The organism is Streptomyces sp. CC208A, assembly GCF_030010625.1.
Taxonomy (GTDB): domain Bacteria; phylum Actinomycetota; class Actinomycetes; order Streptomycetales; family Streptomycetaceae; genus Streptomyces.
Genome location: NZ_JASCXN010000018.1, coordinates 59,243 through 81,830 on the forward strand (window position 1 = coordinate 59,243; position 22,588 = coordinate 81,830).

General features: G+C 72.5%; 20 protein-coding genes. 4 read left to right on the top strand and 16 right to left on the bottom strand.

Going from position 1 to position 22,588, the window contains the following annotated elements:
* Positions 1 to 106 precede the first annotated feature (106 nt).
* From QK442_RS20190 to QK442_RS20200, 3 genes are all read left to right on the top strand, one after another.
* The gene (locus tag QK442_RS20190; protein WP_282695389.1) at positions 107 to 370 is read left to right on the top strand and encodes a hypothetical protein; all 264 of its coding nucleotides are present in this window, start codon (positions 107 to 109) and stop codon (positions 368 to 370) included.
* A 67-nt stretch (positions 371 to 437) separates the two neighbouring features.
* On the top strand, positions 438 to 1,709 hold the full coding sequence (gene purB / locus QK442_RS20195) for an adenylosuccinate lyase (protein WP_282695390.1): 1,272 nt from the start codon (positions 438 to 440) through the stop codon (positions 1,707 to 1,709).
* Entirely contained in the window at positions 1,693 to 2,094 is a 402-nt protein-coding gene (locus tag QK442_RS20200) for a GNAT family N-acetyltransferase (protein WP_282695391.1), read from the top strand. Before purB ends, QK442_RS20200 begins: the two co-directional genes overlap by 17 nt.
* A gap of 69 nt (positions 2,095 to 2,163) precedes the next feature.
* On the opposite strand, the gene QK442_RS20205 is transcribed toward QK442_RS20200, so the two are convergent.
* The 16 genes from QK442_RS20205 to QK442_RS20280 all read right to left on the bottom strand — a co-directional run bounded on the left by QK442_RS20205 (position 2,164) and on the right by QK442_RS20280 (position 21,404).
* Positions 2,164 to 4,101, bottom strand: a complete 1,938-nt coding sequence (locus QK442_RS20205; RefSeq protein ID WP_282695392.1) for a multicopper oxidase domain-containing protein — start codon at positions 4,099 to 4,101, stop codon at positions 2,164 to 2,166.
* Between the two features lie 121 nt (positions 4,102 to 4,222).
* Entirely contained in the window at positions 4,223 to 6,004 is a 1,782-nt protein-coding gene (locus QK442_RS20210; RefSeq protein ID WP_282695393.1) for an ABC transporter ATP-binding protein, read from the bottom strand.
* 20 nt (positions 6,005 to 6,024) lie between these two features.
* Entirely contained in the window at positions 6,025 to 7,248 is a 1,224-nt protein-coding gene (locus QK442_RS20215) for a ketosynthase chain-length factor (protein WP_282695394.1), read from the bottom strand.
* A complete protein-coding gene (locus QK442_RS20220) occupies positions 7,245 to 8,516 on the bottom strand; it encodes a beta-ketoacyl-[acyl-carrier-protein] synthase family protein (protein ID WP_282695395.1) in 1,272 nt (423 codons plus the stop codon). Before QK442_RS20220 ends, QK442_RS20215 begins: the two co-directional genes overlap by 4 nt.
* Positions 8,513 to 8,839, bottom strand: a complete 327-nt coding sequence (locus tag QK442_RS20225) for a TcmI family type II polyketide cyclase (protein WP_282695396.1) — start codon at positions 8,837 to 8,839, stop codon at positions 8,513 to 8,515. Before QK442_RS20225 ends, QK442_RS20220 begins: the two co-directional genes overlap by 4 nt.
* 422 nt (positions 8,840 to 9,261) lie before the next feature.
* A complete protein-coding gene (locus QK442_RS20230; protein ID WP_282695397.1) occupies positions 9,262 to 10,152 on the bottom strand; it encodes an ABC transporter permease in 891 nt (296 codons plus the stop codon).
* Positions 10,136 to 10,936, bottom strand: coding sequence for an ABC transporter ATP-binding protein (locus tag QK442_RS20235; RefSeq protein WP_282695459.1), 801 nt, complete (start codon positions 10,934 to 10,936; stop codon positions 10,136 to 10,138). Before QK442_RS20235 ends, QK442_RS20230 begins: the two co-directional genes overlap by 17 nt.
* Positions 10,937 to 11,039: 103 nt before the next feature.
* Positions 11,040 to 12,128, bottom strand: coding sequence for an ABC transporter substrate-binding protein (locus QK442_RS20240; protein WP_282695460.1), 1,089 nt, complete (start codon positions 12,126 to 12,128; stop codon positions 11,040 to 11,042).
* A gap of 62 nt (positions 12,129 to 12,190) precedes the next feature.
* The gene (locus tag QK442_RS20245) at positions 12,191 to 13,612 is read right to left on the bottom strand and encodes a GTP-binding protein (protein ID WP_282695398.1); all 1,422 of its coding nucleotides are present in this window, start codon (positions 13,610 to 13,612) and stop codon (positions 12,191 to 12,193) included.
* 2 nt (positions 13,613 to 13,614) lie between these two features.
* Positions 13,615 to 14,559: a sulfate adenylyltransferase subunit CysD gene (cysD, locus tag QK442_RS20250; RefSeq protein WP_282695399.1), complete on the bottom strand. Its 945-nt coding sequence runs from the start codon at positions 14,557 to 14,559 to the stop codon at positions 13,615 to 13,617.
* Positions 14,556 to 15,164 (bottom strand): adenylyl-sulfate kinase, encoded by a 609-nt coding sequence (gene cysC, locus QK442_RS20255; protein WP_282695400.1) that lies wholly within the window; start codon positions 15,162 to 15,164, stop codon positions 14,556 to 14,558. Before cysC ends, cysD begins: the two co-directional genes overlap by 4 nt.
* Positions 15,165 to 15,211: 47 nt before the next feature.
* The gene (locus tag QK442_RS20260; protein ID WP_282695401.1) at positions 15,212 to 15,988 is read right to left on the bottom strand and encodes an alpha/beta fold hydrolase; all 777 of its coding nucleotides are present in this window, start codon (positions 15,986 to 15,988) and stop codon (positions 15,212 to 15,214) included.
* A gap of 111 nt (positions 15,989 to 16,099) precedes the next feature.
* A complete protein-coding gene (locus QK442_RS20265) occupies positions 16,100 to 16,720 on the bottom strand; it encodes a response regulator transcription factor (RefSeq protein WP_282695402.1) in 621 nt (206 codons plus the stop codon).
* A 72-nt stretch (positions 16,721 to 16,792) separates the two neighbouring features.
* The gene (locus QK442_RS20270) at positions 16,793 to 18,865 is read right to left on the bottom strand and encodes a histidine kinase (RefSeq protein WP_282695403.1); all 2,073 of its coding nucleotides are present in this window, start codon (positions 18,863 to 18,865) and stop codon (positions 16,793 to 16,795) included.
* Between the two features lie 180 nt (positions 18,866 to 19,045).
* Complete coding sequence (locus QK442_RS20275) at positions 19,046 to 21,265, bottom strand: TOMM precursor leader peptide-binding protein (RefSeq protein WP_282695404.1); 2,220 nt, start codon at positions 21,263 to 21,265, stop codon at positions 19,046 to 19,048.
* A gap of 16 nt (positions 21,266 to 21,281) precedes the next feature.
* Positions 21,282 to 21,404, bottom strand: coding sequence for a hypothetical protein (locus QK442_RS20280; protein ID WP_282695405.1), 123 nt, complete (start codon positions 21,402 to 21,404; stop codon positions 21,282 to 21,284).
* Positions 21,405 to 21,616: 212 nt separating this feature from the next.
* Between QK442_RS20280 and QK442_RS20285 the strand changes: the two genes are divergently transcribed.
* Positions 21,617 to 22,501, top strand: coding sequence for an AfsR/SARP family transcriptional regulator (locus QK442_RS20285; RefSeq protein WP_282695406.1), 885 nt, complete (start codon positions 21,617 to 21,619; stop codon positions 22,499 to 22,501).
* Positions 22,502 to 22,588 lie beyond the last annotated feature (87 nt).

Here is a 22,588-nt window from a genome sequence, read left to right on the forward strand (position 1 = left end):
ACGCGCTGAACATCGCGCCCGGTTCACCGGCCCTTCCTTCGTGGCAACATGTCGTGCGGCGAAATCAGCCCCCGCACACACCGGACGTCGAAAGACGGTGACTCTTATGAACAACCTCATCTACAACGCCCGTATGGCTCTTCGGGACATCATGGAAGTCAACATCTTCACGCAGGGCAACGAGAAGGTGCACCTGACCGTCTTCCCCGACCTCGTCTGGGAGGGCACCGCGGAGACGCAGACCGACAAGGTCGTCCAGGAGGTGCTCCGCCGTCTGCACGACATGGACATGGACATCGCCGGCGGCGAGGACGGCATCCGCACCCTGCTGGACGGCCGTTCCGTGGAGATCGTCCGCAAGGCCGCCTGAGAACCGCCGCCGTGCCGTCGCGCCCGGCGGGGCGCCGGCGATCCGTCCCCGAGGAGGTAGGACGCCCGTGATAGCCCGTTACTCACTGCCCGAGATGGCGGAACTCTGGTCCGACCAGGCCCGCTACACCACCTGGGCCGAGGTGGAGGTCCTGGCCTCCGAGGCACAGGTACTGCTCGGCAGGGTCCCCGAGGCCTCCCTCGCGGACATCCGGAGCGCCCGGGTCCCGGCGGCGGCGCGCGTCGCGGAGCTGGAGCGCGAGCGCGACCATGAGATCCTCGCCTTCCTCGCGGCCTTCTGCGAGGACATGCCGGAGGACTCCGCACGCTGGGTGCACCTCGGCATGACGAGCTACGACCTCGTGGACACCGCTCTGGGGCACACCCTCGCCCGCGCCTGCGACCTGCTGACCGGCGCCGCGCGCCGGCTGCGCACGGTGCTGGTCGAGAAGGCCGTCGCGCACTGGGACACGGCGTGCATCGGCCGCACCCACGGCATGCACGCCGAACCCACCACCTTCGGCCACAAGCTGGCCGGGTTCGCCTTCGCGATCGACCGCTCGGTGCGGAGGCTGGAGGAGGCCCGCGCGCAGGTCGCCGTCGGCACGATCTCCGGCTCCGTCGGGACCTACGCGCTGATCGACCCCTTCGTCGAGAAGCATGTCTGCGAGACCCTCGGCCTCGGCGTGGAGCCGGCGCCGAGCCAGGTCGTGGCCCGTGACCGGCACGCCCAGCTCGTGCAGGCGATCGCCACGCTCGGCGCCTGCGTCGAGCAGATCGCCGTCGAGATCCGGCTGCTTTCCCGCAGCGAGGTCCGCGAGGTCGAGGAGCCCCGCACGGCCGCGTACCAGGGATCGAGCGCCATGCCGCACAAGCGGAACCCGACGACCAGCGAGCGGCTCACCGGCCTCGCCCGGCTGCTGCGCGGCTACGCGGGAACGATGCTGGAGAACGTGGCGCTCTGGCACGAGCGCGACCTGTCCCACTCCTCCGTGGAACGGGTCGTCCTGCCGGACGCCTTCACGGTCGCCCACTACCAGGTGGTCTCGGCCACCGAGCTCGTCCGGGACCTCGACGTGCACCCCGACCGGATGCGCGCCGCGATCGACCACACCGGCGGGCTCGCCTACAGCTCGGCGGTCCTCGCCGACCTGCTGGAGAGCGGGCACGAGCGCGAGCGGGCGTACCGGCTGATCCAGGACGCCGCGAACGGGGAGGACTTCTTCACCCTGCTCGGGCGCGAGGGCGTACGGACCGATCCGCTGGGGCCCGAGCGCTTCCTGGTACACCATGACGTCATCTACAAGCGATTGGAGCGCCTTCGTGAGCTGGATCATTGAGCGGGAGAACGGTCCCGACCTCGACCTGGACGAGGTACTGAGGGTCTACCGCGAGTCCGGCCTCGGCGAGCGCCGGCCCATCGAGGAGACCGAGCGCATGGCCGCGATGGTCCGCAACGCCAACCTGGTCGTCACGGCCAGGGTCGACGGCGAACTCGTCGGCATCGCCCGCAGCGTCTCGGACTTCGCGTACGTCACGTACCTCTCCGACATCGCCGTGGTCCGCGCCCACCAGCGCTCTGGCATCGGCCGCGAGCTGATCGACGCCACCCGCAAGGAGGCGCCGCAGGCCAAGATCGTGCTGCTGTCGGCGCCGGCCGCGACCGAGTACTACCCGCACATCGGCTTCGCCGCCCACAACTCCGCCTGGGTGCTGAACCCCTGAGCGGAATCCGCGAGTGCCCGTCCCGTCCTTCCCCCGGCGGGGCGGGCACTCCGTGTTCCCGCCGTCCGGTCAGTGATGGCCGCCGACGTGCAGGTGCGCGGCCGGGCTCACCACCAGCGGACGCATCATGTGCTGCTCGTGCTCCAGCATGTGGCAGTGGTGGACGCCCCGGCCGACGACCGGGAACCTGACGGCGACGCTGACCAGTTCGCCCGGGGTGCCGCCGGGGCCGGGGACGATCCGCCCGGCGGTCCCCACCCGGATGACGTCCTTCTCGCCCGTCTCGTGTGCGTCGAGCGGGGCCGTCGCCCTGAACGTCACCGGCCGGCTCGTGCCCCGGGCCACCCGGTCGAAGCCGGTCACGTCGTAGTGCTCGCGCGAGAGCACCTGGAAGTGGCCCAGATGCATGTGCATGGGGTGCGGGACACCGGTGAGGTTGAGGTAGTTCCAGATCTCCACGCTGCCTTGCGCGATGGTGAACGCGCGCCCGTCGTCGTACGCGTACGACGACGCGCGCAGCGTCCGCAGTCTCCCCTGGGCGTCCTGGACCTGCACGACGCCGGTCGTCGGAAAGGTGAGGCCGGCCGGGTCGATCTCCTCGGCCTCCCACATCTCGGGGACGCCCGAGGAGCCGGGCCCGGTGACGAGGATCCAGCGGGGCGCGTGCCCGTGCGGCAGATCCGCGTGCCCGACCCGTCGGAAGGAGTCCGAGAGGACGGCCGGCGGGGCGTAGGAGGTGTCCGGCCGGCGGTCGGCGACGCGGAACTGCATCACGTCGGGTTCGAGGAGGTCGTTCCTCCGGTCCGAGGCGCCGGGGGCGATCCCCTCGAAGGTGTTGACCAGCTTCAGGGTCCGGCCGCGGAAGGCGGTGAAGTCGACCAGGACGTCGGCCCGTTCGCCGGGGGAGAGGTTCAGGGCGCCGTCGACCGGGACCGGCCGGTCGAGCAGCCCCTGGTCGGTGCCGATCACCCGCAGCGCGCCCGGCACGGGCACCCCGTCCGCGAGCAGCATCAGCCGGTACATGCGGGAGTTGGCGGCGTTGACGATCCGGAAGCGGTACCAGCGCGGCCGCACCTCCAGGTACGGCCAGACCACCCCGTTGACCAGGGTGTAGGGGGCGGCGTGCGCACGCATCAGCCGCTGCGGGCCGATCATCTCCACCTTGTGCACCGAACGGCCGACCAGCGCGCCGGAGGCGTCCGTGTCGAAGTTCCGGTCGCTGAGGACGAGCGGCACGTCCTGACGGCCCCCGGGCAGACCGAGCGCCGCCTCCTCCGCGGTGCGCGAGACGAAGAGGCCGGCGAGCCCGGCGTAGACGCTGAAGCGGCTCACGTGGTGGGTGTGGTCGTGGTACCAGAGCGTCGTCGAGGCCTGGTCGTTCGGGTACGCGCTGAGCTGGACGTCCCCGGGGCCGATCAGGTTCTCCATCCACCCGTCGTTGCCGCCGCCGGTGAGCATGCCGTGCAGGTGCACCGCGACCCAGGGCGGCAGATCGGCGACGCCCGCGACCTCCTGGCAGCCTTCCGTACCGGGGTAGTTGGAGACCGGGTCGGGAGAGGGACGGGGCTGGTCGAAGTCGACGGCCTTGACGGGCAGGTTCCCGGTCAGCCGGTTCTCCCAGGTGATCCGGAGCGGCCGGCCGGCGGTCGCGGCGATCGTCGGACCCGGGTACACGCCCTCGTACGTCCACATCGGCACCGGCGGCAGCTCCGAGTGCAGCGTGACGTCGGCGGTGACCATGCGCACGGTCAGCTCGTCGTGGTCGCCCCGGTCGCGGGGCCGGAGCACGGGCGGTATCCGCAGCGGGTCCTTGAACTTGGTGAGCTTCAGTTCGGGCGCCGAGGGCTCGGGGCCGCCGGGCACGGGCGGGGTGGCCGAGGCGGGCGACACGGGGAAGAGCGGGAGGGCCGCGGCGGCGAGCCCGAGGCCGGTGGCCGTACCGGCACGGAGAAGGGAGCGGCGGTCGATCCCCGTCACGGGCGGGGTTCTGTCGTCTGAGGGTTCCATGTCGGCCGACCGTAGGGTCGCCCGCTCATGGGACGGTCGACTTCCGCTGCACCGGAACGGAGGCGGCGGCACCGCCGGCGGGAGCACCGGCGGTGCCGCCCCACGGGAGCGGGGGAGCGGATCAGGCGGTGGCCAGCTCCCGCGAGTCCCGGTTCACGAGCGTCGCGTAGTGCCCGCCCAGGGCGAGCAGTTCCTCGTGCGTGCCCCGCTCCGCGACCCGGCCCCGCTTCAGGACCACGATCTCGTCCGCGTTCCGGATCGTCGAGAGCCGGTGGGCCACCGTGATCGTCGTCCGGCCCTCGCTCGCCGCGTCGATGGCCGCCTGCACGGCCTTCTCCGTCCGCGTGTCCAGCGCGCTCGTGGCCTCGTCGAGGACCAGGACCGGTGGGTCCCGCAGGATCGCGCGGGCGATCGCGAGGCGCTGCTTCTCCCCGCCCGAGAACCGGTAGCCGCGCTCGCCGACCACCGTGTCGTACCCGTCGGGCAGCGACATCAGATAGTCGTGGATGTGCGCGATCCGCGCCGCAGCCACCAGTTCCTCGTCGGTCGCGTCCGGCTTCGCGAAGCGCAGGTTCTCGGCGACCGTGGCGTGGAACAGGTACGTCTCCTGGGAGACCACGCCCACCGCCGCCGTCAGTGTCCCGAAGGACAGGTCCCGCACGTCGATCCCGTCGATCGTCACGACACCCGACGTCGGGTCGTACAGACGCGGGATCAGGTAGCTCAGCGTCGTCTTGCCCGAACCGGTCTCCCCGACGATCGCCAGACTCCGCCCGGCCGGCACCGTCACGTCCACCCCGTCCAGCGTGGGCCGCTCCGCTCCCGCGTAGGTGAAGCCCACCCCGCTCAGGCGCACCTCGCCGCGCACCTTCCCGGGCTCCACCGGGTGCTCCGGCTCGGCGACGTCCACCGGCAGGTCCAGGTACTCGAAGATGCGGGCGAACAGCTCCAGCGAGCTCTGGACGTCGATCCCGACCGTCAGGAGCCGCTGCGCCGGACGGAACAGGGCCTGCTGGAGGGTGGTGAAGGCGACGAGCGAGCCGATCGAGACGGCCATCTGCCCGCCGCTCGCCGTCAGCCCCGCCACCCAGTAGATGACCGCCGGCATCGACGCCATGACGATCCAGATCGTCGACTGGTACCAGAGCCCCGCCGTGCTCGCCCGCACCTCGATCGTGGTCAGCCTGCGCGACTGCTCCGCGAACGTGTCCGTGAGCGAACGCGCCCGGCCCATCGTGTGGCCCAGCATGATCCCGCTGACCGACAGCGACTCCTGCACGGTGGCCGACAGTTCGGCGAACTGCTTCTGCCGGTCCCGGGTGATGACCCGGCGCTCGTCCCCGACGTGCCGGCTCACCCACACGAACCCCGGCAGCATCAGCAGCGAGGCCAGTGTCAGCCGCCAGTCGATCAACAGCATCGCCGTCGTCGTCGCGAGGACGATCGTCAGGTCCGCCACCAGGGCGGTCGCGGTCGTCGTCACGGTGACCTGCATCCCGCCGATGTCATGGGCGATGCGCGACTGCACCTCCCCCGTCCGCGTCCGGGTGAAGAACGCCAGCGACATGCGCTGGAGGTGCGCGTAGACGGCCGTCCGCAGATCGTGCATGACCGCCTGGCCGACCTTCGCCGACACATGGGTCTGCCACACGTTGAACGAACTCGTCGCGACCGACACCACGACCATGCCGAGCGCGAGCGCCGACAGCAGCCCCGTCCGCCCCTGTGGCAGCGCCGTGTCCATGATCTCCCGGATCAGGAACGGGTTCACGAGGGAGACCAGGGACGAGCCCGTCACCAGGAGCGCCACGGACACCAGGCTCCTCCGGTACGGGCGGAACAGCCCGATGATGCGGCGCTTCTGTACGGGGGGACGCTCGTCCGCCGACCCGGTGATGCCCACTCCGGCCTCCTCTCCCTCGGTCAGTTCCAGTCGACGGAGCGCAGGACGACGGCGGAGTTGAAGCCGCCGTGGCCACGGGCGAGGACGAGCGCCGTCGACACCGGGGTGTCCCGGGCCGCGGTGACCAGGTCGAGGTCGTAGTCGGGCGAGAGCGTGACGTTCGCCGTCGGCGGGATCACCCCGTCGCGCATGGCGAGCAGTGCGGTCGCGACGTCCAGCGGTGCCGCACCCGAACCCAGCCGCCCCGTCATCGTCTTCGGCGCGGTGACCGGGACGCCCCGCGGCCCGAAGACCCCGGTGAGCGCCGTCGCCTCGATCCGGTCGAGCTCCGGCACACCGGACGCGTCGGCGAAGACCACGTCGATGTCGCCGGCCCCCAGGCCCGCGTCCTCGAGCGCGATCTCGATCGCCTTCCGCAGCGTCGGCTCACGGCCGCTGTCCGGAGCCGGGTCGAAGGTCGAGCCGTAGCCGCAGATCTCCCCGTACACCTCGGTCGCCCCACGGCGGCGGGCCGCCTCGGCGTCCTCCAGGACCAGCAGCGCGCCGCCCTCGCCGGGCACGTACCCGGAGGCGTCCGCGTCGAAGGGCAGATAGGCGCGGTCGGGCCGCTCCTCCGTGCTCATCCTCCCGCTGGTCAGCTGGGCGACCCAGCCCCACGGGCAGATCGCCGCGTCGACGCCGCCCGACAGGATCAGATCGCTGCCCTTGCGGACCAGACGGCGCGCGTGCGCCAGCGCGTCCAGACCGCCGGCCTGGTCGCTGACGACCACACCGCTGGGGCCGCGCAGCCCGTGCCGGATGGAGATCTGGCCGGTGTTCACCGCGTAGAACCAGGCGAAGGACTGGTACGCGGAGACGTGCTGACCGCCCTTGCTCCACAGGTTCCGCAGCTGGTCCTGGCCGAACTCGAAGCCGCCCGAGGTACTGGCGGTCATCACGCCCATGCCGTACCCGTCGGCCCCCTCCGTGCTCACCCCGGCGTCCGTCAGAGCGTGCTCGGCGCCGACGAGCGCGAGCTGCGTCATGCGGTCCGTCTGCGGCACGAGCCGGCTCGGCAGGTGCTCCTTGACGACGAAGCCGTCGATCTCACCGGCGAGCTTCGAGGGGTACCGCTCCGGGTCGAAGCGCTCGATGCGGCCGATGCCGCTCTTCGAGGCGCGCGTCGCCTCCCAGTACTCCGTCACGCCGAAACCGTTGGGCGACACGACACCGATGCCGGTCACCACGACCTTGGTGGAGTTCATGCCGTCGTCCTGTCCGGTCGGGCGAGAACCATCGCGCTCTGGAAGCCGCCGAATCCGCTGCCGACCGTCAGCACCGTGTCGGTGCGCCAGTCACGCGCGGTCAGCGGCACGTAGTCGAGATCGCACTCGGGGTCGGGCGTGTGCAGGTTCGCGGTAGGGGGCACCACGTTGTTCTCCATGGCGAGGACGGAGGCGGCGATCTCGATCGAGCCGATCGCGCCGAGCGAGTGGCCGACCATCGACTTGATCGAGCTCACGGGGGTCCGGTAGGCGTGCTCGCCGAGGCTGCGCTTGAAGGCGCTGGTCTCGTGCCGGTCGTTCTGCTTGGTGCCCGAGCCGTGGGCGTTGACGTAGTCCACGGCCTCCGGGGCGAGCCTCGCCTCGTCCAGCGCGGAGCGGATGGCCTCGGCCATCTCCCGGCCGTCGGGGCGCAGCCCGGTCATGTGGAAGGCGTTGCAGCGGCTGGCGTAGCCGGCGACCTCGGCGTAGATGTGGGCGCCGCGCCGGCGGGCCGACTCCAGCTCCTCCAGGACGAACATCGCCGCGCCCTCGCCGAGGACGAATCCGTTACGGGTCAGGTCGAAGGGCCGGGAGGCGTGCTCGGCGTCGTCGTTGCGCGAGGTCGTGGCCTTGATCGCGTCGAAGCAGGCCACCGAGATCGGCGAGATCGGCGCGTCCGAGGCACCGGTGACCATCACGTCGGCGGAGCCGTCACGGATCAGTTCGGCCGCGTATCCGACCGAGTCGATGCCGGACGTACAGCCGGTGGAGACCACCGTCGAGGGGCCCTCGGCGCCGACCGCCCAGGCCACCTCGGCCGCGAACGAGCTGGGCACGAAGTAGTTGTAGAGGTGCGGGACGGCGTACGTGTGGTCGACCAGTTCCAGCCGGCCGCCGTCGCTGACGACCCGGTACTCCTCGTCGAGCCCCATCGTCGCGCCGACGGCGCTGCCGACCGCCACACCGATCCGGTGCGGCGCGTGCGCGCCCACGTCGAGACCGCTGTCCGCCATCGCCTCACGCGCCGTGACCAGCGCGAACTGCGCCGCCCTGTCGGTGCGCCGGATCTCCTGCGGGCTGAGCCCGTGCTCCTCCGGGTCGAAGTCGATCTCGGCCGCGACCCGGGAGCGGAACGGCGCGGGATCGAAGAAGGTGATCCCCCGCGTCGCCGTCCGGCCCTCGCTCAGCAGGCTCCAGAAGTTCTTGGCCCCGATCCCGCCCGGAGCCGCCACGCCGACTCCGGTGACGACCACACGCCTGCCGGTCACTGAGACTCCCAGTGGTAGAAACGCTTCGCCATCGCGTCCGCGGGGGAGCGCCAGGTCGCCGGGTCGTAGGCCTCGATGAAGGGCTTCAGGTCCTGGCTGATCCGCACGAAACGGGGGTCGGTCTTCGCCTTCTCGATCAGCTCTCCGCCGTCCTCGCCGTCGAAGTCCTGGAGGTGGAAGTACAGACCGTTGAACATGAAGAGCTGACGTCGCCGCGTCCCCATGCGGTGCGGCATCTCGGTCTCGTCGAAAGCGCCGAAGAGCCGCGCCACCTCGTCACTCGAGCGGGAGTCCATTCGGGCCACTATCAGATTGCTGTGCATTCGACCGCCTCCTTGGGGATGTGCTGCGCCCTTATCGCAGTTGCTTGACCAGTGCCGACCATGCGGCGAGCTCCTCTTCCGACAACGACGGCGGACAGGGCTGGCCGGTGGGGGAAGGTGGAGGCCAGCAGTCCTGCCACTCCAGAGGCGGATACATTCCGTTCCACGCAAAGCCCATCCACATCAGGCCCTTGCTGAAGTCCTGCCATATGAATCGCATGGCGGACCTGAGCTTTGAGCCCATGTCAGTCTCCATTCGCCGGGAACCACCCGGTGCCCACCTTGGGCGACCTCTCTCGAGACGAAGTCGGAAGACCGTCGAACTCCGGTGGAGCGTCGGCGACCCGGCCGGACGCGGGGGCACGGGAAAGGGGCGGCTCCCGGTGGTGCCGGAGCCGCCCCCGCGGGGGGTGACGGTACGGTCAGCGCGAGGCGACGAGCAGCCCCCGGGACCGCAGTACCCGGCGCTCCAGCGGGGCGAAGCACAGCAGGTCGACGGCGACCCCGACGACGAGCATCAGGACGATCCCGACGAGTACGCCGGCCATGTCGGAGAACTCCCGCTGGTTCTCCAGATAGCGCCCGAGCCCGAGCCCGAGTTCGGGCGAGGAGGCGATCAGCTCGGCGGCCATCAGGGAGCGCCAGGAGAACGCCCAGCCCTGCTTGAGCCCGGCCAGGTAGCCGGGCAGGGCGGCCGGCAGCAGGACGTACCGGGCGCCGCGCGCCCCGGTCGCGCCGAGCGTCCGGCCGGCCCGCAGGAAGAGCGGTGGGACCTGGTCGATCCCGGATATCAGCCCGTTGGAGATCGACGGCACCGCGCCGAGCAGGATCACCGCGTACATCGCCGAGTCGTCGATGCCGAGCCAGATCACGGCGGCCGGCACCCAGGCGACCGACGGCAGCGACTGGAGCCCGGCGAGGACGGGGCCGACGGCGGCCCGTACGGGGTGGACCCGGGCGACGAGCAGACCGAGGGGAGTGCCGATCGCGAGGGCGAGCAGGAAGCCCGAGATCCCGCGCCACAGGCTGGTCCAGATGATCGAGAACAGGGTGCCCTCGTACCAGAGGTCGGTGAGGGCGACCCACACGTCGGCCGGGGCCGGCAGTTTGTCGGGGGTCGTCAGGCGCAGGCTGTGGGCGAGCTGCCAGACGCCGAGCACCAGGGCGACGCCGAGGAGCGGCGGCAGCGCCTTCCGCCGCAGCACCCGGCCGAGCGGGGCGCGCTCCGCGGGCACGGTCTCCAGCGCGTCGAGCCCGGCCCCGACCCCGGCGGACTCGTCGGCGCGCGGGCGGGTGTCAGTGCTGGACGACATGGCGGCGGATCTCCCCACGCAGGTGCTCGGTGATCTCGGAGGACAGCGCCGCGACCCCGGCGGACTCGGGGCGGCGCGGCTGCGGAAGGTCGACGCTCCACTCGCGGGCGATCCGGCCGGGCCGCGACGACAGGAGCACGACGCGCCCGCCGAGCCGGACGGCCTCGCTCACGTTGTGCGTGACGAACAGGACGGTGAGCCCGTGCTCGGCCCAGATCCGGGTCAGTTCGTCGTGCAGGACGTCCCGGGTGATGGCGTCAAGGGCGGCGAACGGCTCGTCCATCAGGAGGACGCGCGCGCCCTGGGCGAGGGCGCGGGCCAGGGCGACGCGCTGGCGCATGCCGCCGGACAGCTCGTGCACCCGCTTGCCGTGGGCGCCGCCGAGCCGGACCAGGCCGAGGAGCCGCTCGGCCTCGGCCCGGCGCCGCTCGCGCGGGACCCCGGCCAGCCGCAGTGCCAGCTCGACGTTGCCGCCGGCGGTCAGCCACGGGAACAGCGCGTGGTCCTGGAACATCAGGGCCGGCCGGGGGCCGGGCACCTCGACGGCCCCGGAATCGGGCGCGTCGAGCCCCGCCACCAGGTTCAGCAGCGTGGACTTGCCGCAGCCCGAGGCGCCGAGCAGGGTGACGAACTCGCCCGGGGCGACGTCCAGGTCGATGCCGTCGAGCACGGGCACGCCCGTGCCGGGGCGCCCGAAGGTCTTGGAGACCCGCGTGAGCCGCACGGCGGGGGGCGGTGCCGGGGCGGCGGCCCCGACACGGCGAGTGTCCTTCTGGGGGGTCAGTGCCGTGGTCACGGGCACCTCCTGAGGGAGTGGTCGGGGAGGACGGACGGAGCGCGGCCGCGCGCGTGTCCGGGGTGCGGCGCGGCGGGGTGGCCGTACGGCGTCAGGAGGCGGGGCCGAGTCCCGCGTCCGGCACGGGGGGCCGCCCGGCCGCCGCGAGCACCCGGTTCAGCGGGCGCAGGTCGTAGACACCGCCGAGGTCGGTCTCCTTCAGGAGACCCGCGGCGACCGCGTGGTCGGCCTGGGCGCGCAGGGTGGCGGCCAGCGGGTCGTCGAGGAAGTCGATGCCGCGCCAGGCCCGGTCGAGGACGGCGGGTTCGAGCCGCCCTCCGGTGAGCCGTTCGGTGTACGCGGCGGCGTCGGCCCGCGCCTGCTCCGGAGCCGCGGCGATGGCCGCGTTGGCGGCCACCGAGCCGCGCAGCACGGCTTCGACGACGTCCGGGTGCGCGGCCAGGAAGGGCTGCGCGACGACGAGGTGGGTGATGACGAACGCCCCGCCGGGCCAGCGGGACCGCTCGTCGAGCAGGACCTTCGCGCCGAGCGCGGTCAGCTGGGCGGCGGCCGGTTCGGGCACCCAGGCGCCGTCGACGGAGCCCGAACGGTAGGAGCCGGGGAGGACCTTGCTGTCGGTGCGGACGACGGAGACCTCGCCGGCGCCGGTGGCGGGGTCCACCTCGTACCCCTGCTCCGCGAGATAGGTGAGGAGGGCGACGTCCTGGGTGTTGCCGAGCTGCGGGGACGCGATCCGGCTGCCCCGGAGGTCGGCGGCGGTCCTGATCCGCGCCGGGTTCACCACGAGCCGGACGCCGCCGGAGGCCGCGCCGCCGACGATCCGCAGGGACGTGCCGCCCGACCGCGCCCAGCTGTTGATCGTGGGGGACGGGCCGATCCAGGCGAGGTCGAGGGCTCCGGCGTTGAGGGCCTCGATCGCGCTGGGGCCGGCGCCGAAGACCCGTGTCCTGAGCCGGGTGCCGCCCAGCTCCTTCTGGAACAGGCCCCGGTGCAGTCCGACGAGCGCGGTGCCGTGCGTCAGGTTCGCGAAGTGGCCGACGCGCACGGTGTCGGCGGAGAGCCGCGGGCCCGTGCCCGCGGTGAGGGCCGCCGGGTCGGCACCGGCCCGGTCGGCGCGCCGGGAGCCGTAGCCGCAGGAGGCGACGAGCCCGGTGGCGGCCAGCGCCGCCCCGCCCCGCAGAGCCGCCCGCCGGGTCGGCCCGCCGGGCGCGCGCGGGGTCTCCGGCTGCGGGCGCGGCACCGTCAGACCCACGGCTCGTCGTTCGCCGCCGGCCCGGCGGTGCGGGCGGACCCGGTGCGTGCGGCCCCGAAGGGCTCGCCCGCCATGCCGGCCGCGAGCGTCGTGCCGTCGGCGGGGTCGATCAGCAGGAAGGATCCGGTCCCGCGGTTGTCGGCGTAGGCGTCGAGGGCCAGCGGCTCCGCCGTGCGCAGCACCGCCCGGCCGATGTCGTTGACGCGCAGCTCCTGCGCGTGCGGCTGCTGTTCGAGGGTGCCGATGTCGATCCGGTACGTCAGTTCCCGGACGACGGCGCGCACGGTGCGGGTGGTGTGCTTGAGCAGCACCTTGGCGCCGACGCGCAGCGCACGCTCGTCGAGGTGGCAGATTCCGGCCTCCACGTCCCGCGTCGGCACGGGCGCCGGGGCGGTGGCGATCAGGTCGCCGCGGGAGACGTCGATGTCGTCGGCGAGCCGTACGGTGACCGACCGGGGGGCCCAGGCGAGGTCGACCGGTTCCCCGAAGGCGTCGATCCCGGCGACGGTGGTGGTGCGGCCGGAGGGCAGCACGGTCACCGGGTCCCCGACGGCCAGCACGCCGGAGGCCAACTGGCCCGCGTAGCCCCGGTAGTCGGGGTGTTCGGCGGTCTGCGGCCGGATCACGTACTGGACGGGGAAGCGGACCGGCTCGCCGTTCGGGGCGCCGCCGACCGGGACGGTCTCCAGGTGGTCGAGCAGCGTCGGGCCGCCGTACCAGTCCATGTGCGCGGAGGGCTCGACGACGTTGTCGCCGGCGAGCGCGGAGAGCGGGATCGCCACGACGTCCCGGACGCCGAGTTCGGTGGCGTACGCCGTGAACTCCTCGGTGATGGAGGCGAAGACGGACTCCGCGTAGCCGACCAGGTCCATCTTGTTCACGGCCAGCACCAGGTGCGGGACCCGGAGCAGGGCGGCGACGGCGAGATGGCGGCGGGTCTGCTCGACGACGCCGTTGCGGGCGTCGACGAGGACGACCGCGAGCTCGGCCGTCGAGGCGCCGGTGACCATGTTCCGGGTGTACTGCACGTGCCCCGGGGTGTCGGCGAGGACGAACCGCCGGCGCGGGGTCGCGAAGTAGCGGTACGCCACGTCGATGGTGATGCCCTGCTCCCGCTCGGCGCGCAGCCCGTCCGTGAGGAGGGCGAGGTCAGGGGTGTCCTGGCCGCGCGAGCGGGAGGCGTGCTCGACGGCCTCCAGCTGGTCGGCGAGGACCGACTTGGAGTCGTGCAGGAGCCGGCCCACCAGGGTGGACTTGCCGTCGTCGACGGAGCCGGCGGTGGCCAGGCGCAGCAGCGAGGTGGCGGAGCCGGGCCCGGGTGCCGTGTGCCCGGGTGCCGCGCCGCGCTCCCGGGCCCCGTGCTCCGGGGCCGCGTCGTGCCGCGTGACGGTGGCTTCCTGTGCGGTGGTCATGGCTAGAAGTACCCCTCACGCTTGCGGTCTTCCATGGCGGCCTCGGACAGCTTGTCGTCGGCGCGGGTGGCCCCGCGCTCGGTGAGCCGGGAGGCGGCGATCTCGGCGATGATGTCCGCGTCGTCGGCGGCGGCGGAGTCGACCGCGCCGGTGCAGGACATGTCACCGACCGTGCGGTAGCGGACGAGCCGCCTCTCCACGGTCTCGGACTCCTTCGGGCCGCCCCAGTCCCCGGCCGTCAGCCACATGCCGTCGCGCGCGAACACCTCGCGTTCGTGGGCGTAGTAGATCTCCGGGAGCTCGATGCTCTCGCGCTGGATGTACTGCCAGACGTCGAGCTCGGTCCAGTTGGAGAGCGGGAACACCCGGACGTGCTCCCCGGGGGAGTGCCGGCCGTTGTAGAGCGCCCACAGCTCGGGGCGCTGCCGGCGGGGGTCCCAGGCACCGAACTCGTCGCGCAGCGAGAAGACGCGTTCCTTCGCGCGGGCCTTCTCCTCGTCGCGGCGGCCGCCGCCGAAGACCGCGTCGAAGCGTCGGGTCTCTATGGTGTCGAGCAGCGGCACCGTCTGGAGCGGGTTGCGTGTGCCGTCCGGGCGCTCGCGCAGCCGTCCCGCGTCGATGTAGTCCTGTACGGAGGCGATGTGCAGCCGCAGTCCGTGCCGGGCCACGACCCGGTCGCGGTGGGCGATGACCTCGGGGAAGTTGTGCCCGGTGTCGACGTGCAGCAGGGCGAAGGGCACCGGCGCCGGTGCGAAGGCCTTCAGCGCCAGGTGCAGCATGACGATCGAGTCCTTGCCGCCGGAGAAGAGGATCACCGGCCGCTCGAACTCGCCCGCGACCTCGCGGAAGATGTGGACGGACTCCGCTTCCAGGGCGTCCAGGTGCGACAGCGCGTAGGGGTTCTCCGGGGCCTCGACCGGGCCGCGGGCCGTGGTCGGCGTGCTCATCGGAGGCCCCTCTCGGTGAGGAAGGCGTGCAGCTCGGCCGCGCACTCGGCCACGGACCGGCCCTGGGTCCTGACGCGCAGTTCGGGGTCGGCCGGGATCTCGTACGGGTCGTCCACACCGGTCAGGCCGCTGATCTCCCCGGCCGCCTGCCGCGCGTACAGGCCCTTCACGTCGCGTGCCGAGCAGACCTCGACGGGCGTGGCCACGTGGACCTCCAGGAACGCCGTGCCGCGCCCGGCGTGGTGCTCCCGCACGGCGGCCCGGGAGGCGGCGTACGGGGCGATGACCGGTGCGAGGACGATGACGCCGTGTGCGGCGAGCCGTTCCGCCACGAAACCGATCCGGGTCACGTTGGTGTGCCGGTCCTCCCGGCCGAACCCGAGCCCTGCCGACAGATGGGTACGGACCTCGTCACCGTCGAGCACCTCGACCGGCCGTCCCTCGGCGCGCAGCCGCTCGGCGAGGGCGCGGGCGAGCGTGGTCTTTCCCGCGCTGGGCAGGCCGGTCAGCCACACGGTGGCGCCGCGCGGGCGGGGGAGGGCCGCCGCGGTGCGGCCCCCGGGGGCCGGGGCTGCCGCGGCGGCGAGGGGGGGAGCAGTGGTCACGGTGACGCTCTCCTGCACGTGAGTCGGCTTCGGTGGGGTCGGTCCGCTCAGGCGGTGGCGAACTCGGCGAGGGTGCGGCCGAGGACGTCCATGTCGATCCGGTGCCAGGAGCCCGGCAGTTCGAGACCCCGCCCGTTCGGGAGGGCGTCGGCGGTGGCCCGCGCGGCGGCGCGCAGCCATTCGCTGGTCCCGTCGCTGTTGAGGACCAGGGTCTCCGTCTCGTACGCGGCGAGCCGCTCGACGGGCACCTCGTAGTCGCCGCAGATGGCGATGTCGTACAGGAGGGTGTGGGCGTTCGTCTCGTTCATCGCCCAGATCGGGCCGCGGCGCCACTCGGCGACGTTGTCGGGCGTGAGGCCCAGGAAGGAGCCGAGGAAGTACTCGACGGCCTCGTGGCGCCGGTCCTCGGAGAGCAGCACGCGCGTCGTCTTCGCGACGTTCCACGGGGGCTTCGGGAAGCCGTCGACCCGGTAGAACGGCTCGTGCAGCGCCAGCCTGGTGATCGGCAGGCCGGCGAGCGCCGCCTCGAGCGCCAGATTGGCGCCCGAGGAACCGGCGAACACCACGGCCTCGCCGCCGGCGGCCTCGATCACCGCGGCGAGGTCCTCGATCTCGCGCTCGACGGCGTACTCGGGCGCGTCGCCGCTCTCGCCGCGCCCGCGCCGGTCGTACGCGTACGTGGCGCAGTGCGGCGTCAGCTCGGGGACGAGGGCGTCGAAGATCGTGTGATCGCGGAACGAGCCGTTCAGCAGCACGATCGGCGGGCCGTCCCCCGACTTCTCGTAGGCGATCGTCGTGCCGTCCCGGGAAACGACCTTGCGCATCACGCACTCCTCATGCCGCACGGAGGTGCTCTCACCGCACCGAGTGTCGGCATCCTGGAACGCGCCGGTGGACGGCTGGTCGAGGACCGGTCGCACGCGCTCCCGCGCAGGTCAGGAGAGCCAGCCGGCCTCGGTGGCGATCCGGACGGCATCGATCCGATTGCGCGCGTTGAGCTTCATCACCGTGGCCGTCAGGTAGTTGCGCACGGTGCCGGGAGACAGGTGCAGCCTCGCCGCGATCTCCTGCGGCTCGTCTCCCCGCGCGGCCATGCGCAGCACCTCGGTCTCGCGTTCGGACAGCGGGTTCTCACCGATGTCCCAGGCGCTCATGACTAACTGCGGGTTGATCACGCGCCGACCCGCCGCGACCTCCCGGATCGCCCGCGCGAGACTTTCGGCCGGGGAGTCCTTCAGGAGGAATCCCGACACCTTCGCGGACATCGCGCGACGCAGCAGACCGGGGCGTCCGATCCCGGTCATGATCAGCGTGCGGCACTCCGGCAGCTTGGCGTGCAGGGTCTCGGCCGCGGTGAGACCGTCCGTCCCCGGCAGGTCGACGTCCATGACCGCCACGTCGGGCCGGCAGTCCAGGGCGGTCGGGACGATCAGGTCCCCCCTGTCCAGCACGGCGACGACTTCCAGGTCCGGTTCCAGTTCGAGCAGCGCGACCAGCGCCCCCCGCACCATGTGCATGTCCTCGGCCAGGAGAATTCTGAGTCGCTGGTTCCCCACTTGTTCCCCCCTTTTTTTTTGGCTTCTGCCGACGAGAAAAGGGCGTCCACTGCCCCGAACGACCATGCGTTGTCAGATCGCGCTGTCCTCCTGATGCAGTGTGACGAGTCGGCCTTCCGCGAGGGAAGTACCGAGGGCTGGGTCGTGGGGCCGCCGATGCTCCGGCGTCTCCTGCGGGCCGGGACAGGCACGGTATCCGCGCGCGACGAGCCGTACGTCCGCGAGAGCCCGGCGGGAGAGGTCGAGCACGGTGGTCAGCTCGTTCCGGGCGGCCTCCGGGGCGCCGGGCAGCAGCCGGTGGACGAGCGCGCATTTCATGGTGATCGAGGAGAGGCTGGAGCCGAGCACCTCGTGGAGCTCGCGTTCCACGAGCAGCCGCTCCCGGTCGACGGCCAGTCGGGCGAGCGCGCCACGGGCCTCGTGGAGGGCGATCACCAGTCGGTACAGCGCCGTGAAGCCGTAGAGGACGAGTCCCGCGACGAGTGAGGAATCAGTCAGGTAGACGACGTCGTACAGAGGGGCTCCGGCCGCGACCGCCAGGGGCGCGATGACGCCGACGGCCGCTCCGTACAGCCAGAGCCGCGGGGTGCCGACGGTGGTGATGAGGAGCGAGCCGGCGAGGAATCCGGCCATCGAGCCCCAGGGGGCGCCGAGCCAGAGGAGCGGCGCGTACGTGGCGAGGGCCTGGAGCGTGAGGGTGAGCGCGAGGGTCCGGGCCGGCCAGGTGCGCGGGCGGCGCAGCGAGTGGAGGAACTGGAGCGCGACGACGACGGCGAGGCAGCCGAGGAAGCCGAGCAGTTCGAGGCCGGATCTTGCGCCGGCGGCGGCGTTGATGACGACGACGAGGGTGTAGCCGACGAGGACGGCGACGAGCATGCCGCGGGCCATCCGGACCGCCCAGTGCGGGGCGGCGGGCCCGTGTCCCTCGGAGCCGGCCCCGTCCGTACGGTCCGCGGCGGCGGCCCCGTCGGTGCCCGTGTCGGCCGCCGGGCCCTTCGCCGACTCCACCGGCGCGTGGGCGAGGAGCTCGAACCAGCCGTCGTCCGTGGGACGTCCGGTGAGGTCGCCGCCGACGCCGTTCATCCGGGCCGTCAGGCTGCCGAGGCCGCTGCCGCCTCCGCCGATGGTGTCCCGGCCGCTCTCCCCCACGCCGTCGTTGCGGACCCGCAGCGTCACCGTCCCGCCCTCGCGGACGGCGGTGATCGCGCAGTGCTCGGCCTTGCTGTGCCGGAGCGCGTTGGTGACGGCCTCGCGCAGCACGATGGCGAGGGCGGTGTCCAGTTCCTTCGGCAGCGGGCCGCAGTCCAGCTCGGTGACGGTCTCGATCCCGGCGTCGGCGAGGACGGAGCGGGCGGATTCGGCCTCGGCGACGAGCGACATGTCGCGGTAGCCGGTGGCGACCAGGGTCATGTCGGTCAGGGCCTCGCCGGCGATGCCGAGCACCCCGGCGACCTCGGAGCGGGCGCGGTCGGGAGCCGACACGACGAGCCGGTGGCTGAGTTCGGTCTTGAGGGTGATCGCCGAGAGGCTGTAGCCGAGGAGGTCGTGGAGGTCGCCCGCGACCCGCAGCCGTTCCCGGACGACGGCCATCCCGGCGAGTTCGCCGCGGGTCTCGTGGAGTTCGGAGACCAGCTCGGAGAGCGAGCTGACCCCGTAGACGATGAGGCTGAAGAGGAGCGTGACGCCGAGGCTGTAGAGCGCGATGCCCGCCCCCGCCATCGTGACGACGATCGGCACGATGGCGCCGGTGGCGAGCGCGAAGAGCGGCCAGCGGAGCGGGCCGGTCACGAGGAGGAGAATCGATCCTCCGAGCAGGCCGGTCATCGCGCCCCAGGGCATGCCGAGCCAGACGAGCGGCAGGTAGGTGACCACGGCCTGCGCGCAGAGCGTGAGGACGCGGACGCGTACGGGCCAGGTGCGCGGGCGCCGGGTCGAGCAGGCGAACTGGAGCGGGAGCAGCGCCGCCAGACTGACCGCGAGCAGCGCGAGCCGCGCGGCTCCCGGCTCCTCCCCGAGGACGTTCAGGACGGTCACGAGCGTGTGACCGCCGAGCACGCCCAGGGTGACGAGCAGGGCCATGCGCGGGGTCCGGGGGTGGGGACCGGGTTCGTCGCCCCACCCCTCCACCTGAGGCCTGTCGGGCATCAGAGCGTGCCTCCTACGCCGTACCTGTGGTGTCCGAGAAGCACAGGCGAGTGCCCAGACATCCCCTGAATACCCCGGGTGATCTTACAGACGAGGCATCACACTGTCATGGGCGCAACCGTTATTTCTCGGACACGCAGGCCGGAGAGAGGTCTCCACCGAACCGTGTTCATAAGGGAGTTACAGAAAGAGGGGTATCGGGTTCAGGTCCTCGTAGCGCGTCGGCGCGGAAAGCCTCCCGAGCCGCACCGGCACCTCGAACAGCCGCCCCGGCGCGAACCTCGCCCAGAAGTGCCGCAGCCCCGGCACGATCACCTTCACCACCGGCAACCCCAGATCGGGCCGCGTCTGGTCCAGGACCAGCACCTCCAGACCGTGGGTGCGGGCCAGACCGACCAGGTGCTCCAGATCGTCCCGGAGGTCGGCGCGCGGCACGTACCCGTACGACTCCGGTGTCCGTACCGGCAGTTCCGGGTCGGGCAGCAGATACGGCTGGTCCGCGACCGTCGCCCCGCGCAGCCAGTCGAGCAGGTGGTCCGGAAGACCCGGTGCGTACCCCCGCGTCCCCGACGGCAGCGAGGGCAGCATCTGCCCCAGCTCCGTGACCGCCCGGCTCAGCGCGACCGCCGGATCGAGGTGGGCCCCGAAGCCCAGCATGATGTCCTCCGCGGGCCCCCCGGTCCGGCGCGACACCGCCGCCATCACCGGGATCCCCAGGTCGGCCGTGAGGTCCAGGACCCAGATCGAACGGCCCAGCTCCCGGAAGCGCTCGGGCAGCGCCGCCACCCACGGATCGCCGAACGCCGCCAGGTCCACCGCGGCGTGCCGGGTGCGGTTGTACCACCACAGCGCCACCGCGTCGCGCTCCACCAGCTCCAGGAAGCCCTGGAGGATCGCGTCCTCCAGGGAACCGCCCGCGGCGTTGCCGTTCGAGTCGGCCACGACCGAGGCCACCGGGGGACCGCCGAAGTACACCTGCGCCGAGAGCAGCAGCCGGTGCTCCTCACCGGTGAGCGACCACACCGGCGTCCACTCGGCCTCCGCGTCCTCGTCGAACCGCTCCGGAACGTACTCGAAGGGGACGCCCGAGGCGTTCCACCGCTCGCGGTCCGCGTACTGCCGCTCGTCGAACAGCATGCAGTCACCCGGGTGCACGGCCCGGTCCGCCAGCTCGCGATAGCTCCCGCGCACGGTCTCCTCGTCGCCGAGCCGCGTCGCGCTGTACCGCTCGACCGCCTCGCACAGCGCGCTGACCCGCGCCTCCACGTCCGTCCGCCCCTTGCCGCCGCTCTGCATCCGCAGCCCCGCGCGGAGCGCGGACAGGTCGCCCTCCGGCAGCGCCAGGTTCGGCCCCGACCGGTAGCAGTGCAGGAACGAAGGGCTCCGCGGGTCCCGCACGACCCGCTCCGTGATCCCGGTGACCGGATCGGCCAGCCACCCGAACCGCTCCCACATCCGCTCCGCCGAGAGCGCCCGGTGCCCGTTCCCCCCGGCCACGCCCTTCGGCCGGGACACCGGCACCACCGGCCTCCGCGCCCGCTCCGACACCATCCCCGCGTCCCCGCAGTCCGGGCACTGCGGCCGCGCCGCCACCGGATGGTGACCGGCCACGAGCGTCAGCGTGTCCAGCGTCCACAGCCTGTTCTGGCGCTCCTCGCGCAGCCCCGCCAGCCACTTCGCCGCCTCCAGGGCCGCCGTCTGGAGCCCCAGTTCCCGTGTGGTCGCCAGGGAGGTCTCCGGCGCCCGCACGGGGGCCGCGAGCCCCAGCGCACGCCGCACGTGCGACTCGCCGCGCCGACGGGAACGGAGCCGTACCGCCAGACAGGACCAGCAGGCGCCCGCCGTACCCGGCTGGAACACCGGGCCGACCCAGAGCTGCGCCCCGTACGGCTTCGCCGGCAGCCAGGGCCGGCCGTCCGCGAGCCGCGCCGCGTTGAACTCGGCCAGTGCCGGATCCAGGTAGTCGTCGCACACGACCAGCGTGAAGGGCGCGTCCGGGCCGCAGACCAGCCCCGCCGTGCGGCAGGCGCGCTCGGCCGCCGCCGCGTCGGCATCGCCGAGCGCCACGACGGACACCTCGGCGTCCGTCGGACCGTCGACCCCCGCCAGATCCCAGTACGCGCCGGCGGTGGCGTCCTGGGGGCCCGTGCGGAAACCGACCAGACCCGCGGCGGTGAGCCGGTCGAGCATGCCGTCCAGCTGCTCCGGGGGGAACTCCGTGGCCGTGCGCAGTTCGGGCAGGGTCAGCGACCCGTCGAGCAGCGGGGCCACCTTCTGGATGGCGGTGCCGCAGAGGGCGGTCGTCCCCCGGGGCGAGACGAGGTAGACCGCCTCGCCCGGGACGATCTCGGCCCGCAGGTGGCGCCGGAACCCGATCGGTCGTGTGTCGTCCACACGCATGGCGCGGGCCCGCGCTCTACTGGGCCGCGACCGCGACCGGAGTCAGGACGGCGCACCATCCGGTGATGTCGCCGGTGGCACCGGTGGTGTCGTCCAGGTTCTCGATGATCAGGTCGTCGGAGCCAGGGGTGATCTGCATGACTTCATCGCCTCTCTCGTCCGGTCCGCGGCCGTCGGTGCCGCGGTCGACCTCACTTTCCAGCCTCGGCCGTGCGGGCCGCCATGCACCGGTTCACGTTCGCCGCGTGAATTCTTCACAGGGGAGAGATGCACGGCTCAGTGGGCAAGTCCCGCTCCTCTAGGCATGCTCGGAAAACGAGATCGATAGGTGCGATGCCTGGAGGAACGGAAATGTCCGAAGGCCCCAAGAGGTACGATCCCGACAACGCCGGGCAGCAGCCCGGGCAGCTGAACATCGGACTGCTCGGCCCCCTGTCCCTGCACCTCGACGGGGCGCCGGTGACGGCCAGCGCGCCCAAGCAGCGCCAGGTCCTCGCCCTGCTCGCGCTCAACGCGGGCCGGATCGTCACGGTGCCGGCGCTGATCGAGGAGCTGTGGGGGGACCGCCCCCCGCGCAGTCACGCCACCACCCTGCAGACGTACATCCTCCAGCTGCGCAACGCGCTGGCGGCCGCCGACGCCGAGCGCCCCGGCGTACGACAGATAGTGAGCACCCGTCACAACGGCTACCTCCTGGAGGAGGACGCCTGCACGACGGACGTCTCCGTCTTCGAGGAACGGGTGCGGGCCGGGTACACCGCCTCCGAGGCCGGTGACCACCGCCGCGTCTCCGAGGAGCTCCGCCAGGCGCTCCAGCTCTGGCGCGGTCCCGCGCTCGTCGACATCCGCAAGGGCGGCGTCCTGGAGATCGAGGCCGTCTCCCTGGAGGAGAGCCGGCTCGGCGCCCTGGAGCGGCGCATCGAGGCCGACCTGGCCCTCGGCCGCCACGCCGACCTGCTCGGCGAACTGACCCGGGTGGTCGCGCGGAACACGATGAACGAGAACCTCTGCGCGTACCTGATGATCGCCCTCTACCGGTCCGGCCGCGTCGGCCGCTCCCTGGAGGCCTTCCACCGGCTCAGGTCCGTCCTCAACCACGAGTTGGGCGTCGAGCCCTGCCCGCGCCTCCAGAACCTCCAGTCGGCGATCCTCTCCGGCGACCCGGCCCTGGACGTCTGGTCCGTGTCCTGGTCCTCCGAGGAGTTCGCCGCGCACCGTCTCGCGCGGGCCTCCTGAGACCGCTCGGGCGGCCCCGGCGCGATTCGAGTCCCGCTCCAGACACGGTGGCGAGACTGCGGGACCGCGGCCGGTGCGCCGCACGGC